Genomic DNA, 15,655 nt, shown 5'->3' with positions numbered 1-15,655 from the left:
TGGGGCTGATGGAGATTGAGAAATAAATCTGGTATGCGCCCTTGCCGTGGGGCTGAAGCCCTCGGCTATGGAATGCGAAGCCCGCCTGCGCGGGCTGTGGCGGATTATGTACTCAAAGACCATAAGCCCTCGGCTATGCAGGGCGAAGCCCGCCTGCGCGGGCTAGAGCGGATTATGTACTCAAAGACCATAACGCAGTCGCACGCTGCTGCCGCTGCGATCCTGGCGGCAACCGTCAACGGTTCCCCTGACGCGCCATGAACTGTTCGACTTCGACGCGCGTCGGTAATGCGGGGATTGCTCCCGGTCTGGTGCAGGTCAACGCACCGACAGCATTAGCGAATGTCAGCGCCTCACGCACGATGTTGCGGTCAACGCGCGTCAATGATCCAAGACGTTCACGTTCCGGCAGCAGGCGGGTGATCATCGCTGCCATAAATCCGTCACCCGCGCCGGTCGTTTCCACAACCGGCACGGTCGGCGGTTCGAGTTCAATACGGTAGTCGCCGTTGGTCGCAATGGCGCCACGCGGTCCCCGCGTGATCACGAGCAGTTCGACGCCGCGCGCCAGCACTGCTGCAATGCCGGCATCGAGGTCGCGTGTGCCGGTTGCGATTTCCCACTCCTCTTCACTGATTTTGGCAAGATGGCAATATTGAAATGAGTCCTGGATGACGTTTTGCGCAATGCTGGCGTCGCGCCAGAGGGTCGGGCGATAGTTCGGATCGAAGGTGATCATCAACCCGCGCGCGCGGGCAATGTCGAGCGCGCGACGCTGCGCTGAGGCGCATGGTTCGTCGATGAACCCGATCGAACCGAAGTGGAAGCAGCGCGCACCGTCGAATAGACGCGCGTCGATCTCATCCGGCGAGAGGAGCATATCGGCGCCAGGATTGCGGTAGAAGCAGAGATCCTTGCGTCCATCGTCCCATACTGCAACAAAGACGGCAGTCGTGCGCGCGGTGCGGTCGACCAGCAGGAAGCGCGTATCGACCCCTTCGCGCGCCAGGCTGTCGCGCAGATAAACGCCGAATGGATCGTCGCCGACCTTGCCGACGAAGCGTGCCCGAAGCCCCAGGCGTTGCAGACCGACGGCAACATTGGCGGGCGCGCCGCCGGGCGCCTTGATGAAACCCGGCACGTCGGCGAGTGGCGTATTTGGGACGGTCGCCACAAACTCCACCAGCAGTTCACCCATTGAAACAACGTCGATCATAGGCGTCCTCTATGGGTCTACGCTCCGTTCACCAAGACCGGTCGGCAGTGGCGCCGGACGGGTCATCGTGCTGCGCAGGGTGATATGACGCCCTTCACGCGAGGCATCGTGAATGGCGTGCATAATGTCGAGCACGTGGTACGCCAGTTCGCCGGAGGCGCGGTGTGGTCGCCCCAACCGGATCGCGGTTGCCATATCAGCCACACCGATACCGCGACTGTTGCGAGTAAAACCGTGCGACAGCGGGATGGATGACCATTCACGTGCACCTGCCCGACGCAACCACACCGGTCCGTCGAAGGTGTTCGGATCCGGCACGCTCAGTGTGCCGTGCGAGCCGTAGATCTCGATGCGCGGCAATTGCGACGCCCAGACATCGAAACTGGTGATGATCGTTGCGATCGCACCAGAGGCGAAATCGAGCGTACCGGCAACGTGTGTGGGTGTGTTGACCTGAATCTTGTCGCCATAGTTGTACTCATTGGTGATCGTTCGTTCGGTGAAGGAAATGCGCGCCGAGCCGGTCACGCGCTGCACCGGACCAAGCAACACGCACAGGGCGGTGAGGTAGTAGGGACCCATATCGAACATCGGACCACCGCCAGGCTGGTAGAAAAAGGTCGGGTTTGGGTGCCAGCTTTCGGGACCATGACTCATCATGAACGCGGTTGCTCCGATCGGCTCCCCGATCCAGCCATCGTCGATCAACTTACGACAGGTCTGCAATCCACCGCCAAGGAACGTATCAGGAGCGCACCCGACACGCAAGCCTTTCTGTGCGGCGAGATCGAGGAGCGCACGGGCTTCGTCGCGCGTGACGGCGAGCGGTTTTTCGTTGTAGACGTGCTTGCCGGCGTTCAGCACTGCCAGCGCCACCGGTCCATGGGCGTCGGGGGTGGTCAGGTTCACGACCAGATCGATGTCGGGATCGGCAAGCAATTCCTCAACGCTGCACGCTTTCGGGATTCCGTACTGTGTCGCGCGATCCCGCGCCCGATCCGGATCGATATCCGCGACCGCAACAACATCGATCGCGTCGAAGATTTTGCTGTTTTCCAGATAGATGCCGCTGATATTCCCGCAGCCGATGATGCCGACGTGGACAGGAGTGATCATGATGATTCCTCGCATTCAACCTTCAACCCGACTTGCCCAGAGCATACCGCGCCGCACCAGTTCGCGCGCTTCGGGTACGTCGAAATCGCGCGCCACGTGGCCGAGTGAGCAGTACGAGACGCGACCTTTCCCCCACATTTTCGTCCAGACCACCGGCATGACCACGCCTTCGATCCACGGGCAGTACTCGCCGCTGAACGTTGTCGTCGCCAGCACATGGTTGCCCGGATCGACGTGCATGTAGTACTGCTCGGAGTGCATGCGAAAGTCGTTCAATCCGGCGGTGATAGGGTGATCGTGGTTGGTGATATTCACCGTATAGTCGATGATATTACCGGGATGCGCGACCCACTGACCGCCGACCATGAACTGATAGTCGGTGCTCTGGCGGAATGCGTCAGCCATACCGCCGTGCCATCCGGCGAACCCGACCCCGCTTGCGATCGCCTCCAGAAGCCCTTGTTCTTGCTCGCGCGTGATCGTCGCCATCGTGTAGACCTGAACGATAAGACTATAGGAGTGCATACGTTCGCGGTCGAGGTACGAATCGAGCGTATCGCTGATCGTGATCTCGTACCCCTCGGCGCGCAGCAGTGGCGCAAATATATCGACGCACTGCTTTGGCTCGTGACCTTCCCATCCTCCCCAGACGAATAGAGCCGACTTCATTGTTGCCCTCTTGCTGGTATGCAATCGAACCAGTATGGTATGCCGCCCATCATAGCACAGGTTCGCCAGACGCTAACGAGAGACATTCGTCGATGGCGCCATCATGGAAACCTGCGCATTCATGGTCAGTTGACGCCTGGGAGCGATGTGCTATACTGTTTTTAGTGTCAAATTGACAACACACCTCATCATATGATCGGCACGGCAGGAAAAGACGCACGCCTTTGAAACAAAGCGAGGAGACAATGGCCACCTCAACAACATCGCAACGTGGCGGATTGAGCAGCACTGCGCTGGCATTGATCCCGATTGCCATTGCGATCAACGTAGCATTGGGTCAGTTGGTGCAGAGTATTCTGAAGCTGCCGATCTATCTCGATTCGATCGGCACCGTGCTGGTTGGCGTTCTGCTGGGACCGCTGGCGGGAGCGATCACCGGTTTGCTCGCCAATATCATCTGGGGATTGACACTGGCACCATCCGCGTTGCCATTTGCCGCGGTTGCAGCGGTAATCGGCCTGATCGCCGGGTATGCCGGGCAGTATGGCGCTGCGCAGTCATGGTGGAAAATGGCACTCTTTGGGGTGCTGACCGGAATTGTGGCGGCGGCGATCTCGGCGCCGATTGCAACATATGTGTTTGGCGGTGTGACCGGCGGGGGCACGGATGTGCTGGTAGCCATGTTCCAGAACCTTGGGGCAAGTGTGCTGGGAGCATCATTTGCCCAGGGCGCGGTTTCCGATCCGCTTGACAAAACCATCACATACCTTGTCGTGTGGGCAATCATCAGCGCGTTGCCCAGACGATTGCTGGCACGCTTCGGCAATATCCAGCAACGGTAGTTTTCGCTCCCATGCACCGCACCGGTCTTTTCATCGATCGTGCCGGTTTTCTCCAGCGCCGCAACCCGCTGACGAAAGGAACCGGCGTGGTGCTGTTGGTTGGCGCAACGTTCCTGCTCCCGGCGCCGCTGACAGGGATTGCCCTGCTGATCGGAACGCTCCTTCCGCTGGCGTTCGCGTCAGCGGTCGGGTGGCGGTTCCTGGAGATCCTGCTGAAGACGTTGCTGCCGGTGCTGATCTCGCTCGTGCTGGTTCAGGGGTTGTTCTTCCCCAGCCCCGATCCGACAACTGTTGCGGTTGGACCACTGCTGTTCCGCCGCGCCGGGCTTGAGTTCGCGCTCAATACCGGCAGTCGGCTGCTGATCGTCGCCGGGGCGCCGTTGTTGTTATTCCAGACCACGCATCCGGGCATGCTGGTGCAGGCGCTCACGCAAAGCGGCATGCCGCGTTCGGTTGGGTATATCTTGCTGGTGGCGCTGCAACTCATTCCGGCAATCAGCGAGCGCGCCGTGGGTGTGGCTGAAGCGCAGCGGGCGCGTGGGCTGGAAACCGAAGGCAGCGTGTTGCAACGCATCCGCGGGGTTGTTCCGCTGGTCAGTCCCTTAATCGTCGGCGCCCTGATTGAAGCGGAGGAACGTGCCATGGCGATCGAGTCGCGCGCGTTCAATGCTCCCGGACCCAAGACCTGGATCCGTGATATTCCCGATCCGCCGGTGGAACGCATTGCACGGATGGTGCTGCTGGGGATGCTGGCAGCGCTGGTGGTGTGGCGTGTGGTTGCGGCGATAGCAGGATGATCGTTGTGTTTTGTGAAGACCGCATGGCGATCGATGCGCGTTGTGAACTATCGATGAAGATTGAGGCATAAGTAAGTCCGGTATGCGCCTCGTGCCGTGGGGTTGATGGAGATTGAGAATTTATTCCGCTATACCGCGCTAGCCGTGGGGCTGATGAAGATTGAGAAATAAATCCGCTATCCCGCGCTAGCCGTCGGGCTGAAGCCCTCGGCTAGGCAAGGCGAAGCCCGCCTGCGCGGGCTATAGCGGATTATTTACTCAAAGACCATAAGCCCTCGGCTAGGCAAGGCAAAGCCCGCCTGCGCGGGCTGTAGCGGATTATTTATTCAAAGACCATAAGCCCTCGGCTAGGCGAGGCAAAGCCCGCCTGCGCGGGCTATAGCGGATTATTTATTCTAAGACCATCAATAGTTCCAGGCGCGATGCCTTCTGTAATCAATAACCATATGTCCGATTGTTCAGCAACGAACTCGATCATCATGCTGCGTGACGCCACGTTTACCTATGCTGGCGCTTCCAGACCGGCGTTGCGCGCAGTCACACTGGCTGTGCCTGCCGGTCAGATCTGTGCAATTATCGGCAAGGCAGGGGCGGGCAAAAGCACGCTCTGCGCGCTGTGTGCCGGGTTTGTGCCGCACTTTTTTCGGGGACGGCTCAGCGGTGATGTGATTGTCGATGGCGTATCGGTCGCCGACCACCCGATTGCCGAACTGGTGCGCCATGTTGCGCTGGTCGGCAGTAACGCCTTCAGCCAGATATCCGGCGCGCGGTTCACCGTGTACGATGAGGTGGCGTTTGGTCTGGAAAATCTGGGCGTGCCGCGCCCTGAGATGATCGAGCGTGTGGAATGGGCGCTCCGTGCGCTTGGTATTGAGCAGTTGCGCGATCGTTCGCCCTACGCGCTCTCCGGCGGTCAACAGCAGCGCATGGTCATTGCCGCTGCACTGGCGATGCGTCCGCCGGTTCTGGCGCTCGATGAACCAACGATGCAGCTTGACCCGCCCGCGATGATGGAATTGAGCGCCGTGCTTCGTTCGCTGGCTCAGCAGGGCATCACGATTCTGGTAGCTGAGCATCGCCTCGAATGGGTCGCCGACGTGGCTGACCGGGTGGTGGCGCTGGATCAGGGTACGATCATCGCCGACGGCGCACCGACTGACGTGTTGACCGATCCACGTCTGTGCGAGACTGGTATCGGGTGGCCCCGACCGACACGGATTGCTGACCGCGCGCGTGCTGAAGGTCGCTGGCTGTCGGAGCGTCCGCTGCCGATCACGATGGCGGATCTGGCGGAAGGGCTGCGTATGGCAGAGGACGAGAACCGCCTCACGAATGAACCAGACCGCGCCACACACGCATCAATGATACGGACGAATGACAGCGCCAGAAACCTGGCGTTGCCGCCCCGCGTCCCTGACGCCGAACCGATTGTCACGCTCGATGAGGTGCATTTTACCTACCCGAACGGCGTCGAGGCATTGCGTGGCGTCTCGCTGACACTGCAACGCGGCGAACGCATTGCGCTGGTCGGTCGGAATGGCGCGGGCAAAAGCACGCTGGTGCGCCATCTGAACGGTTTACTGCGTCCATCGCACGGTCGCGCACTGGTTGGCGGCGTGGACACGCGCACAACAACAGTCGCGCGTTGCGCCCGGCATGTTGGGATCGTCTTTCAGGATGTGCGCAATCAACTCTTTGCCCGCACGGTGCGCGAGGAGGTTCGTTTCGGACCGCGTAATCTCGGTTTTACACCCGACCGGATCGATGCCCTGACAGAAAGGGCCGTCGACGCGCTGGAACTGCGGGACGTCATCGATGAACATCCGTATGACCTGCCGCCTGCCCGCCGTCGTCTGGTTGCGATTGCGGCAGTGCTGGCGATGGACACGCCGCTGCTGGTGCTTGATGAACCGACAGCCGGGCTGGACAATGCCGCCATTGCACTCCTGGCGCGTCTTATCGCCGATCTTGCGCTGCAGCAGCGGAGTGTCCTGATCGTGAGCCACGATCTCGATTTTTGCTACGAAACGCTGGATCGCGTCATTCTGCTGCGTGATGGTCGGGTTGCGCTCGATGCCCATTTCGCCGGGCTGGATCATGCGGAAGCAGCAGTGCTCCGTGACGACGTCGGCTTGCCAATCGAGGTGCGTCTGCGCTACGTCAACGTATAACAATTTGTCACGCGGCAGGTTCACCAGAAGCAAGAAGTAGTGTACAATTCCCCCATGATTTTGTGACGCAGAGAGGCGTGTATGACTGCACCTCTTGATCCCAACATTCCACCCCCGCCTCAGACCGGTCGCACACTGACAGAGCGCATTCGTGAAGAGCCGATTGGTCTGTGGGCGCAACTGCTGACCGCGTTCCGCGACCTGAGCGGCACATTCGATGCGTTCGCCAATGACGCGAACCCGGAGGTGCGCGCTCTGGGGCGCGCTGCGCGCTCGCGTCGCCCGCCGCAGGCGAATGATTACTTTGCGATCGGTGATCTGTGTGCGCGCCTGGTTGTTCAGGGCAATACGCTCAGTCAGACCTATGCCGCCAAAACGGTTGCCGCCTATGCCCGCGCCGGCGAGCTGGCGAGTCGCGAACGTTCCGTCGCTTATCGCGCTATCGTCTCATTTGCCTTCTGGCTTGCCGATGTTGCGCGCATGCTGGGCAACTACGAGTCGCTCGAAACCGCCGTGTTGATCTGCGAACAGGCGCGGCGCCTGATCGCTGACGCCGGATGGGTTGATGACGAGCGGCGGCTGCAGATGACCGAGGATCGTCTGCGCGATCAGGTGACGCACATGCTCGAAGGCGGGCATGCTGCCGTGGATAAGCGCGCAAGCGTTGAGCAGGAAAGCCGCATGCTCTGCGATCAGGGGCAGATCCTGCTGCGTCAGGGGCGTCCCCAGGAGGCTCTGGAGCGTTTCGAGGCGGCGATTGCCGCGTGGGACGCCAACCAGAGCGCCTGGCTCTGGCGCGCCATGGCGCTGACCGATCTCGGTCGTTTCGATGAGGCGCTCGCCAGTTACGACCGGGCGCTGGCGCTCGAACCGGAGAGCGCCGGTATGTGGAACAACAAGGGTTCGCTGCTGATGGAGTTGGGGCGTCTGGAAGCAGCGCTCCAGTGTTTCGAGCGCGCCATCGATCTGGCGGCGCCGGTTTCGACGGTGAAAGCGGTCTACTGGCTCAACCGCGGCAAGGCGCTCTACATGCTGGGGCGCTACGCCGAAGCGCGCGATGCGCTGATGCATTCACACGACCTCGATCCTTCCCCCGAAAGCGCAGCCGGGATCGCCGCCTGCCGTGAACGGCTCGAAGGTTCGTCTGAAGCATAACCTGGACGCGCTTCCGCTGGCGGGGATGATCATCGCAGCGGATGGGGTGTTGGCTGTCCTTGCTTGAACGAGTTGAGGGTGAGGTCCATTACTGGTCTATCGCGGCATGCTGCGCGATAGTCGCGTCGCCGTCGTGATCTGGCGCGACATTGCAGGCTGGGGGATAGAAGATTATGAACGCGACGCGGCTTTCGTCGCCAACCACAACCTGACCGCAGGCGCCGCTGAGATCTATGTCAACGGCGATTCGCGCATCCCCGGCGCGCGTTCGCTGGATGGTCTGTTCAAGGCGCGAATGTTTTCTCCCGTGGAGGGGTAGCAGTGCCGGTGCAGATTTCCATGCCAATGGAAAAGATCGAGGCGTTCTGCCGCAAATGGAAGGTGCAGCGCGTGTGGCTCTTCGGCTCGGCGCTGCGTGACGACTTCGGTCCTGAAAGCGATGTAGATGTGCTGGTGGAGTTCGCTCCCGAAGCTCGATGGAACCTGCTGGACCTGGCAGGTGCGGAACAGGAGCTGAGCGCGATCATGGGGCGTCCAGCGGACCTGGTTGAGCGACAGTGTGTCGAGCGCAGCGAGAACTGGATTCGTCGTCGTCACATCCTGGAGAGTGCAAGGATGATCTATGTGGCGCGATGAGGCGACCTTACTGGACATCGCCCAGGCGGCTCGTAGGATTGTTTCCTTCGTCCGGGGTAACGAATTTCGATCCTCACCCCCGGAAATCGCGTGGGCAAAGATCGCCGGAATGCGCAACCGGTTCATCCACGGCTACGATACGATTCGTTGGGATCTGGTGTGGCGGACTGCAACGGAAGCCGTACCGCAATTGCTGGAGCAGATCGAACCACTGCTTCCGACGGAGGAACCGTAATGTTGCCCTGGTGATCCGCTACGCCCTTTGATGAGCTCCAAAAACGCTACGATAATGGAACGTGGAACAAACAAACATTTGCCCGCAAGCACATTCTGTTTCAGGAATCTCAAAGTCCGCAGTATGATTACGTGAGGATACTGTTCGCAAGCGCCGATGCCTGTGCTTGATATGGTCTTTGAGTAAATAATCCGCTCTAGCCCGCGCAGGCGGGCTTCGCCCTGGCTAGCCGAGGGCTTCAGCCCCACGGCTAGCGCGGTAGAGCGGAATAAATTCTCAATCTCCATATGTGGGTGAAGCGCAAACGGTAGGTGTATGCTGTGGATTCACTGGTTTCGCCGCGATCTGCGCCTGCGCGACAATCCGGCGCTCTCCGGCGCGGCTGCCCGCAGCGGCGGGCGGGTCATTCCGTTGTTCATTCTCGATGACGCCATCCTGCATGCGCCACGCACCGGCATGGCGCGGGTAGCGTTCATGATCGCGGCGCTGCGCGACCTCGACGCCAGCCTGCGCGCGCGGGGCAGTCGCCTGGTGGTGCGACGTGGACGACCATCCGACGTGCTGCGCGATCTGGTGGGTGCGACCGGCGCCGTCGGCGTCTCGTGGAACCGCGATTATACCCCGTTTGCGCGCCAGCGCGATCAGCATATCGAAGCAATGCTGCGCGATCTGAACGTCGCAACGTTCATTGCTGCCGACGCCGTCATTATGGAACCCGACGACGTGCGCACCGATGACGGACGACCATACACGGTCTACACGCCGTACCGGCGGCGCTGGCGCGCGCTGGTGGAACAGCGCCGCGACGATGTGTTGCGCGCATACGAGCCGCCGGTGTTGCAACCGGTTCCTGATGGCGTGGCGGATCTTCCCATCCCTGATAATCCTGATCTCGACGTGTCAGTCATACAGCGGATCCCCGCTGGCGGTGAAACGACTGGAGCTGCGCGCCTGGCGGCGTTCCTCGATCCGCGCGCCACCCATGGAATTGCGGGGTACGCCGATGGACGCAACCTGCTGGCTGAACCGGCGACCTCGCGCTTATCCCCCTATCTGCGATTTGGGTGCGTCGCGCCGCGCGCTGCCCTGCGCGCCGCGCTGAACCTCCTCGACCGGGCGGGTGAAGAACAGGACGCCGAATGCGCCGCGACGCTCACCAGGTCAATCGAAACCTGGATCGGCGAGCTTGCCTGGCGCGACTTCTACTACCAGATTCTCTGGCATCATCCCCATGTGCTGCGCAGCGCGTTCAAACCGCAGTACGACGCGCTCGAATGGGAAAACGATCCCGCGCTGTTCGATGCCTGGAAAGAAGGACGCACCGGCTACCCGGTTGTCGATGCTGCGATGCGTCAGTTGAACCGGGAAGCCTGGATGCACAACCGGGCGCGTATGATTGTCGCTTCCTTTCTGACGAAAGACCTGCTGATCGACTGGCGCTGGGGCGAACGCTATTTCATGCAACAACTGGTCGATGGCGATCACGCGGCCAACAACGGCGGGTGGCAGTGGAGCGCGGGAACCGGCACCGATGCGCAACCCTACTTCCGCATCTTCAACCCTGTCAGTCAGGGGCAAACGTTCGATCCAAAGGGTGCGTATGTGCGGCGTTATCTACCAGAACTGGAAGCGGTTCCAGACCGCTACATTCATGCGCCCTGGACGATGCCGTATGCTGAACAGCAGCGTTGCGGCGTTATCATCGGGCGGGACTATCCGGCGCCGGTTGTGGACCATGCCGAACGGCGGGCGCGCGCGCTTGCGCTCTATCGCGCCGTCTCTTCGCGTTGATTGCGACGCACCTGCCACCAAAGGCGACATGCATACACATGCGCCCTCATCGCGCGGCGCTGCCTGTTGCGCTTTAGTTGCGGCAATGCTATAGTTAGAATATAACGGAGCGTCAGGTGTTGGAAACCAATGCCTGTGCCTGTCTCGAATCTGGTTATCTGTTTGCACGTTGACAAGTGATCGGCTCCTCGAGCGACGCAATGATTTCAAAGTGACTGCGGCAGTTCTTTCTTTTGGTTGGAACGAGCAGTTGTTCAGCGACGACTGCTCAGTCTGGCGGACTATCGATGCCGCAGATCGTTGCCGTGCGTTCGCAGGCTCTGGTTCTCCAACAGCAGATGATGCGCGATGGCGCTGCGAGCGGAAGCGGGACGCTCCGTAGACAGGCGCTTCGCTGGTTGATGTTGTCGCGCGTCTGCGCCTGATGCTATGAAGCGTTTTGGCGCCCTGCTGTGGAAGATGCCTGGCCTGCGGCTGTTTCCCGGAGTTGACGCTTGCCGACCTCACGAATCAGGAGAAGATTAAACGACCCATGGCTACCGACAATCCGCGTCTCGATGTCGCTGTGTTTATCGACTTCGAGAATGTCTACGTCAGCGTTCGCGACAAGCTCGACGTTAATCCGAACTTTGAAATTATCATGGATCGCGTCGCGGACCTGGGCCGGGTGGTGATCGCGCGCGCCTATGCCGACTGGTACCGGTATCCGCGTGTCACCAGCGCGTTGTACGCCAACGGCATCGAGCCGATGTATGTGCCGACGTACTACTACGATCGCGACCTGGGCCGCACGGGACGCGCCATTAAGAACAGCGTCGATATGAACCTCTGTATCGACGCGATGAAGACACTGTATACCAATCCGAATATCGCCAAATTCGTGCTCGCCACTGGTGATCGCGACTTCATTCCGCTGGTGAATGCGATCCGCCAGCACGGGAAGGAAGTCATCATCATCGGCGTAGGCGGCGCCGCTTCCGGGCATCTGGCGCAGAGTGCCGATGAGTTCATCTTCTACGAGCAGTTGCTGGGCAAAAAGCCGCAACCGCTGCAAGCCGACGTTCCGCGCATCCGCACGGTGGAGCGGGGGCGCGATATGTTTGAGGTGGAAGAACCGGCGCCTGCGCCACGCCAGCGTGCTGAACCTCAACCGGCAGAGCGTGCACAATCGCCAGCGCAACCGCCAGCACCCGAACCTGCGCGCGAGGAACCCGATATCTACGATATGCTGGTGCAGGCGGTGCATCTCGCACGCGAACGTGGGTATGTCTGCTCCTTTGGATCGCTCAAACTGGTGATGAAAGAGTTGATGGGCGGCGAGTTCAAAGAGAGCAAGTACCGCGACTCGAACGGCAAACCGTTTGCAAAGTTCAAAGATTTCGCACTCGAAGCGGAACGGCGCGGCAAAGTGCAGGTCTTCACCAGCGGCGCAATCGTCGAAGTGTTCCTGCCAGGTGAAGATCCGTACAAACTCTCGCAATTCGCGCAGGATCTCAAAGAGGAACCGCCAGTCAGCACACCCGAAACGCCGATCAATGTCGATGCGCACATCGACGGTCGTCCGGTCTCGACAAGTCGCCGTCGCCGTCGTCGTCGCGGCAGCGCCACGCGCCCCTCGGCTGCCGAAACGTCTGCTGTCCTGTCGCAGAGTGTCGAGTTGACCGGGGATGTGGAGGACGAACTGATCACCGAAGCGCTGCACGAAGCGGCGAATGGTCAGAATGCGTCATCCGATGAGGTCTTCGAGGAATTGCTCGACCGCCTGGAAGCCGAGCGTGAACGACAGGAGGCGCTCGCTTCGTTCGATATGCTGGCGCCCGATACGTCGCCAACGTTCGATGAACTGCCCGATCTGGAAGAAGAGCCAGAACGCGACCTGCGGTTGGAAGCGCCTGATCTTGCGGATCAGATGATTATCGTTGATACGCCGGTCGAACCGCCAGAGCCGTTCGAGTCAGTCGAGCCGCCGGTTGGCGATACGGTTGCGCGCAGTGCGGAAGTGCGCCCATTTACCGAGGCTGAATGGCAGATGCTGCGCAGTGTGGTGGCAGCAGCCGGTCGTCCGCTGACATTTGCGCAGATCCATGATCTGCTGCGTGAGGCGCGCAACAATGCTGGTATCTTCCGCACCAACGAGGAACTGCGGTCGCTGATCAAGCAGGCGATCAACAGCGGCATGCTCCGCCGTAGCGGGAAAGGCGCCCGTATCGTGTATCACCTCGCGCCCCAGGAACCGCCTGAACATACGGAACAACCATCCGATGCCGCCGCCGCAACCGATCCGCTTTCTGAGGTCTCGGTCGTTGCGTATGCCGTTGAAACCGGGTTCGTTTTTGTGCCGGAAGGAGAGGCGTCCGGGTTCGCGGCAGCGCCAGCAGAGGCGATGGCGGCAACCGGCGCTGAGGAGGAGCGCGCCAGCACGTCGGAAGGAGTGCCGGGCGAGGCGATGGTCGATGCGTCCGGGTTCGCGGCAGCGCCAGCAGAGGCAATGGCGGCAACGGGCGCTGAGGAGGAGCATGCCAGCACGTCGGAAGGAGTGCCGGGCGAGGCGATGGTCGATGCGTCCGGGTTCGCGGCAGCGCCAGCAGAGGCAATGGCGGCAACGGGCGCTGAGGAGGAGGCGCACGCGACAGGTAGTGCTGAAGCGCCGGTGACAACGATAGCAGAGAGTGCAGTAACGGCGCAGGAGACCGAAACCGGTGAAAGCGCTCCGATAGTTGCAACTGTCGAGGAACAACCCAAACCGCGTCGCCGGCGTGCGCCACGTGTGAAGGCGGAAACCGACGAGGTATCAGCGAATGTCCAGACGGATGTGAGTGCAGCAGATGTTGCAACGGAGTCGTCACCCAGGCGTTCGCGGCGGAAAACCGCTACCGAAGCGGCAGATGCAACACCGCGTGCTCCACGCCGTCGAAAAGCGGTCGAGAAACAGGATCGTGAGGTGACCGAAGACACATCAGTGACATGATTCATGCTTTGGGTATGCGATGATCAACGTCAAAATTTGCGGTGTGCGCACACGCGACCATGCACTGACGGCAGTCGATGCTGGCGCTGATATGATCGGACTGGTCTTCGCGCCGTCGCGTCGTCGGATCAACCCTGATGACGCTGCCGTGATTGCAGCAGCGGTGCGCACTGCCGCTGATGATCGTCGCCGTCAGGTTTCCCTGATCGGTGTGTTCGTCAACGACGATGTGACGCGCATTCGTAAGATCGCAACGTTGTGTGGTCTTGATGGCATTCAACTGAGCGGTGATGAGCCGGTTGCATACGCCGCAGATCTCGCGCCATTTCTGGTTATTAAAGCAATTCGCTTCGACAACTCCGCGCACGAGCGCGACTGGTTGAGTGAAGACCAGGCGCATGTGCGCTTGCTGGTCGATGCGCATGTGCCTGGCAGTTACGGCGGCGCTGGCGTGGTTGCCGATTGGGATCGCGCCGCAGACCTGGCGCGGCGGCGACCGCTGTTACTGGCTGGTGGTCTGACGCCTGCGAATGTTGCCGAAGCTATCCGGTACGTTCGTCCGTGGGGAGTCGATGTCAGCAGTGGTGTCGAGAGCAATGGCGTGAAAGACCATCAGAAGATACGTGCATTCGTCGCAGCCGCGCGCGCCGCTGCCCAATAAACGCTATGGTGCAAACCCTTCGCCTGCTGCCGCTGGCGCTTGCCAGCATGATTCTTTTACCGGTTCTACGGCGGCGCCTGCACCCGGTGCGTCTGCACCCAACCACAGAAACGACGCCGCCAATCGAAGTGAACGACATCCAGGTCGGGATGCGCCGACTGGTGCTGAGCGATCTGCACCTCGGCGCGGGCGACCGCCTCGATGATTTCACCGCCGATGCCGAACTTGCGGCGTTGCTGCATCATTACGCCGCCGATCCGGAACCAACCGAGTTGATCCTGGCAGGCGACACTTTCGAGTTCTTGCAGGTCTGTCTGCCGGATGTCCCCGGTCTCGAATGGTCGTCACGGGCAGCGGCGCGTCGTCTCGAAACGATCCTGCGGGCGCATGCGGCGCCAGTCGCTGCACTGCGCACTTTTCTTGCGCGGCGCGACAATCAGGTGACCGTGCTTATCGGCAACCACGATTTCGAGTTACACTACGCCAGCGCCAAACAGGTGCTGCGTCAGGCGCTCGGACTGGCGCCCGATGATCCGCGCCTGAGGTTTGGCGTGCGCTACGAGGGTGACGGTATCTTCCTGGTGCACGGCAATCAGTTCGACCGATGGAATCGATTTGTCCACTTCGACGGCATTTGTGAGCCGTTCGAGGTTGTGTTTGGCACGCGCCTGATCCGCGAGGCGATCAACCTGCTGGAGGATGAACCGGTTGATATTGCCACCCTGATCGACAATATCAAGCCGCTGTCAGCAATTTTCTGGTATGCTCTCTCGCTGCCGACATTGCGCAACCATGCCACACGTCGCCTGGTCACGCGCGGATTGGTATTGCTGATCAACGTTCTGATCCGCAACACCACATATGTTGTCGATCATGGTGACAACGGGCGCGTTTCACCGGGTCTGTCGTGGAAACCAGCATACCATCAGGTGACGCTGGCAGCGACACTTCTGGCGCGTGCGGCAGGCGTTCGTCAGCAATCCGGCGTCTTTTCCGAAGCAGCGTTTCAGCGCGCCGCCGAACAACAGATGCGTCAGTCTGTTCGCGCATTTCGGGACGCCTCGATCCGCGGCATGGCACGTGTCGCGCACGATCCACGCCGTCGATCAGTCAGCCTCTTTATCTGCGGGCATACGCACCTGGCGCAGATTGTACCGTTGAATGAGCGTCAGACGTATATCAACACCGGCGCCTGGACTGATGTGATTGTCGATGTTGCTACGTCACGGCGTCAGCAGCAGCGCTTCCCTTATCTCGAAATAACATACCCGGCGAAGGGAGCGCCGCCTGAATGGCGCTTGCTGGTGTGGCAGGAGGCAGGCAGGCGCCCACATCTCTGGCGCGATGAGCACGCACCGCTGTTGGAAAAGGTCGAAGACCCGGTATAATGGAACGTGG

Annotated in this window: 14 protein-coding genes; 11 read left to right on the top strand and 3 right to left on the bottom strand. The window is 60.7% G+C overall.

Features of this window, described 5'->3' with window-relative positions; translation table 11 throughout:
* Positions 1-235: 235 nt before the first annotated feature.
* Genes ROSERS_RS17820 through ROSERS_RS17810 form a run of 3 tightly spaced genes read right to left on the bottom strand, consistent with a single transcriptional unit; the run spans position 236 to position 3,001 of the window.
* Positions 236-1,216 carry a carbohydrate kinase family protein gene (locus tag ROSERS_RS17820; protein ID WP_011958155.1) on the bottom strand — a complete coding sequence of 327 codons (981 nt, stop codon included), beginning with the start codon at positions 1,214-1,216 and terminating at the stop codon, positions 236-238.
* Positions 1,217-1,225: 9 nt separating this feature from the next.
* Positions 1,226-2,332, bottom strand: a complete 1,107-nt coding sequence (locus tag ROSERS_RS17815) for a Gfo/Idh/MocA family protein (RefSeq protein ID WP_041334040.1) — start codon at positions 2,330-2,332, stop codon at positions 1,226-1,228.
* A 15-nt stretch (positions 2,333-2,347) separates the two neighbouring features.
* The gene (locus ROSERS_RS17810) at positions 2,348-3,001 is read right to left on the bottom strand and encodes a ThuA domain-containing protein (RefSeq protein WP_011958153.1); all 654 of its coding nucleotides are present in this window, start codon (positions 2,999-3,001) and stop codon (positions 2,348-2,350) included.
* A 245-nt stretch (positions 3,002-3,246) separates the two neighbouring features.
* Between ROSERS_RS17810 and ROSERS_RS17805 the strand changes: the two genes are divergently transcribed.
* The 11 genes from ROSERS_RS17805 (at position 3,247) to ROSERS_RS17755 (ending at position 15,645) form a co-directional block, all read left to right on the top strand.
* A complete protein-coding gene (locus tag ROSERS_RS17805) occupies positions 3,247-3,843 on the top strand; it encodes an ECF transporter S component (protein WP_011958152.1) in 597 nt (198 codons plus the stop codon).
* An 11-nt stretch (positions 3,844-3,854) separates the two neighbouring features.
* On the top strand, positions 3,855-4,640 hold the full coding sequence (locus tag ROSERS_RS17800; RefSeq protein ID WP_011958151.1) for an energy-coupling factor transporter transmembrane component T family protein: 786 nt from the start codon (positions 3,855-3,857) through the stop codon (positions 4,638-4,640).
* Between the two features lie 446 nt (positions 4,641-5,086).
* Complete coding sequence (locus ROSERS_RS17795; RefSeq protein ID WP_041334037.1) at positions 5,087-6,811, top strand: ABC transporter ATP-binding protein; 1,725 nt, start codon at positions 5,087-5,089, stop codon at positions 6,809-6,811.
* An 81-nt stretch (positions 6,812-6,892) separates the two neighbouring features.
* Positions 6,893-7,966 carry a tetratricopeptide repeat protein gene (locus tag ROSERS_RS17790; RefSeq protein ID WP_011958149.1) on the top strand — a complete coding sequence of 358 codons (1,074 nt, stop codon included), beginning with the start codon at positions 6,893-6,895 and terminating at the stop codon, positions 7,964-7,966.
* 106 nt (positions 7,967-8,072) lie between these two features.
* On the top strand, positions 8,073-8,285 hold the full coding sequence (locus ROSERS_RS17785; RefSeq protein ID WP_011958148.1) for a hypothetical protein: 213 nt from the start codon (positions 8,073-8,075) through the stop codon (positions 8,283-8,285).
* Between the two features lie 20 nt (positions 8,286-8,305).
* Complete coding sequence (locus tag ROSERS_RS17780; RefSeq protein WP_011958147.1) at positions 8,306-8,602, top strand: nucleotidyltransferase family protein; 297 nt, start codon at positions 8,306-8,308, stop codon at positions 8,600-8,602.
* Positions 8,589-8,837 carry a HepT-like ribonuclease domain-containing protein gene (locus ROSERS_RS17775; protein ID WP_041334034.1) on the top strand — a complete coding sequence of 83 codons (249 nt, stop codon included), beginning with the start codon at positions 8,589-8,591 and terminating at the stop codon, positions 8,835-8,837. The genes ROSERS_RS17780 and ROSERS_RS17775 overlap by 14 nt, the downstream gene beginning before the upstream one ends.
* 315 nt (positions 8,838-9,152) lie before the next feature.
* Positions 9,153-10,628, top strand: coding sequence for a cryptochrome/photolyase family protein (locus tag ROSERS_RS17770; RefSeq protein WP_011958146.1), 1,476 nt, complete (start codon positions 9,153-9,155; stop codon positions 10,626-10,628).
* Between the two features lie 532 nt (positions 10,629-11,160).
* Positions 11,161-13,596, top strand: a complete 2,436-nt coding sequence (locus ROSERS_RS17765; RefSeq protein WP_157041142.1) for an NYN domain-containing protein — start codon at positions 11,161-11,163, stop codon at positions 13,594-13,596.
* 19 nt (positions 13,597-13,615) lie between these two features.
* Entirely contained in the window at positions 13,616-14,257 is a 642-nt protein-coding gene (locus ROSERS_RS17760; RefSeq protein ID WP_011958144.1) for a phosphoribosylanthranilate isomerase, read from the top strand.
* A 5-nt stretch (positions 14,258-14,262) separates the two neighbouring features.
* Positions 14,263-15,645 (top strand): metallophosphoesterase, encoded by a 1,383-nt coding sequence (locus ROSERS_RS17755; protein WP_011958143.1) that lies wholly within the window; start codon positions 14,263-14,265, stop codon positions 15,643-15,645.
* The last annotated feature ends 10 nt before the right edge of the window (positions 15,646-15,655 follow it).

Source organism: Roseiflexus sp. RS-1, from assembly GCF_000016665.1.
Taxonomy (GTDB): domain Bacteria; phylum Chloroflexota; class Chloroflexia; order Chloroflexales; family Roseiflexaceae; genus Roseiflexus.
This window is presented reverse-complemented; position numbering and strand designations above follow the sequence as displayed.

What these genes read in the sequence shown, in the direction of transcription:
- ROSERS_RS17810 (WP_011958153.1), bottom strand. Translation starts at nt 3,001, where the DNA reads ATGAAGTCGGCTCTATTCGTCTGGGGAGGATGGGAAGGTCACGAGCCA.
- ROSERS_RS17765 (WP_157041142.1), top strand. Translation starts at nt 11,161, where the DNA reads ATGGCTACCGACAATCCGCGTCTCGATGTCGCTGTGTTTATCGACTTC.
- ROSERS_RS17805 (WP_011958152.1), top strand. Translation starts at nt 3,247, where the DNA reads ATGGCCACCTCAACAACATCGCAACGTGGCGGATTGAGCAGCACTGCG.
- ROSERS_RS17820 (WP_011958155.1), bottom strand. Translation starts at nt 1,216, where the DNA reads ATGATCGACGTTGTTTCAATGGGTGAACTGCTGGTGGAGTTTGTGGCG.
- ROSERS_RS17755 (WP_011958143.1), top strand. Translation starts at nt 14,263, where the DNA reads ATGGTGCAAACCCTTCGCCTGCTGCCGCTGGCGCTTGCCAGCATGATT.
- ROSERS_RS17790 (WP_011958149.1), top strand. Translation starts at nt 6,893, where the DNA reads ATGACTGCACCTCTTGATCCCAACATTCCACCCCCGCCTCAGACCGGT.
- ROSERS_RS17770 (WP_011958146.1), top strand. Translation starts at nt 9,153, where the DNA reads ATGCTGTGGATTCACTGGTTTCGCCGCGATCTGCGCCTGCGCGACAAT.
- ROSERS_RS17760 (WP_011958144.1), top strand. Translation starts at nt 13,616, where the DNA reads ATGATCAACGTCAAAATTTGCGGTGTGCGCACACGCGACCATGCACTG.
- ROSERS_RS17785 (WP_011958148.1), top strand. Translation starts at nt 8,073, where the DNA reads ATGCTGCGCGATAGTCGCGTCGCCGTCGTGATCTGGCGCGACATTGCA.
- ROSERS_RS17775 (WP_041334034.1), top strand. Translation starts at nt 8,589, where the DNA reads ATGTGGCGCGATGAGGCGACCTTACTGGACATCGCCCAGGCGGCTCGT.
- ROSERS_RS17795 (WP_041334037.1), top strand. Translation starts at nt 5,087, where the DNA reads ATGTCCGATTGTTCAGCAACGAACTCGATCATCATGCTGCGTGACGCC.
- ROSERS_RS17815 (WP_041334040.1), bottom strand. Translation starts at nt 2,332, where the DNA reads ATGATCACTCCTGTCCACGTCGGCATCATCGGCTGCGGGAATATCAGC.
- ROSERS_RS17800 (WP_011958151.1), top strand. Translation starts at nt 3,855, where the DNA reads ATGCACCGCACCGGTCTTTTCATCGATCGTGCCGGTTTTCTCCAGCGC.
- ROSERS_RS17780 (WP_011958147.1), top strand. Translation starts at nt 8,306, where the DNA reads ATGCCAATGGAAAAGATCGAGGCGTTCTGCCGCAAATGGAAGGTGCAG.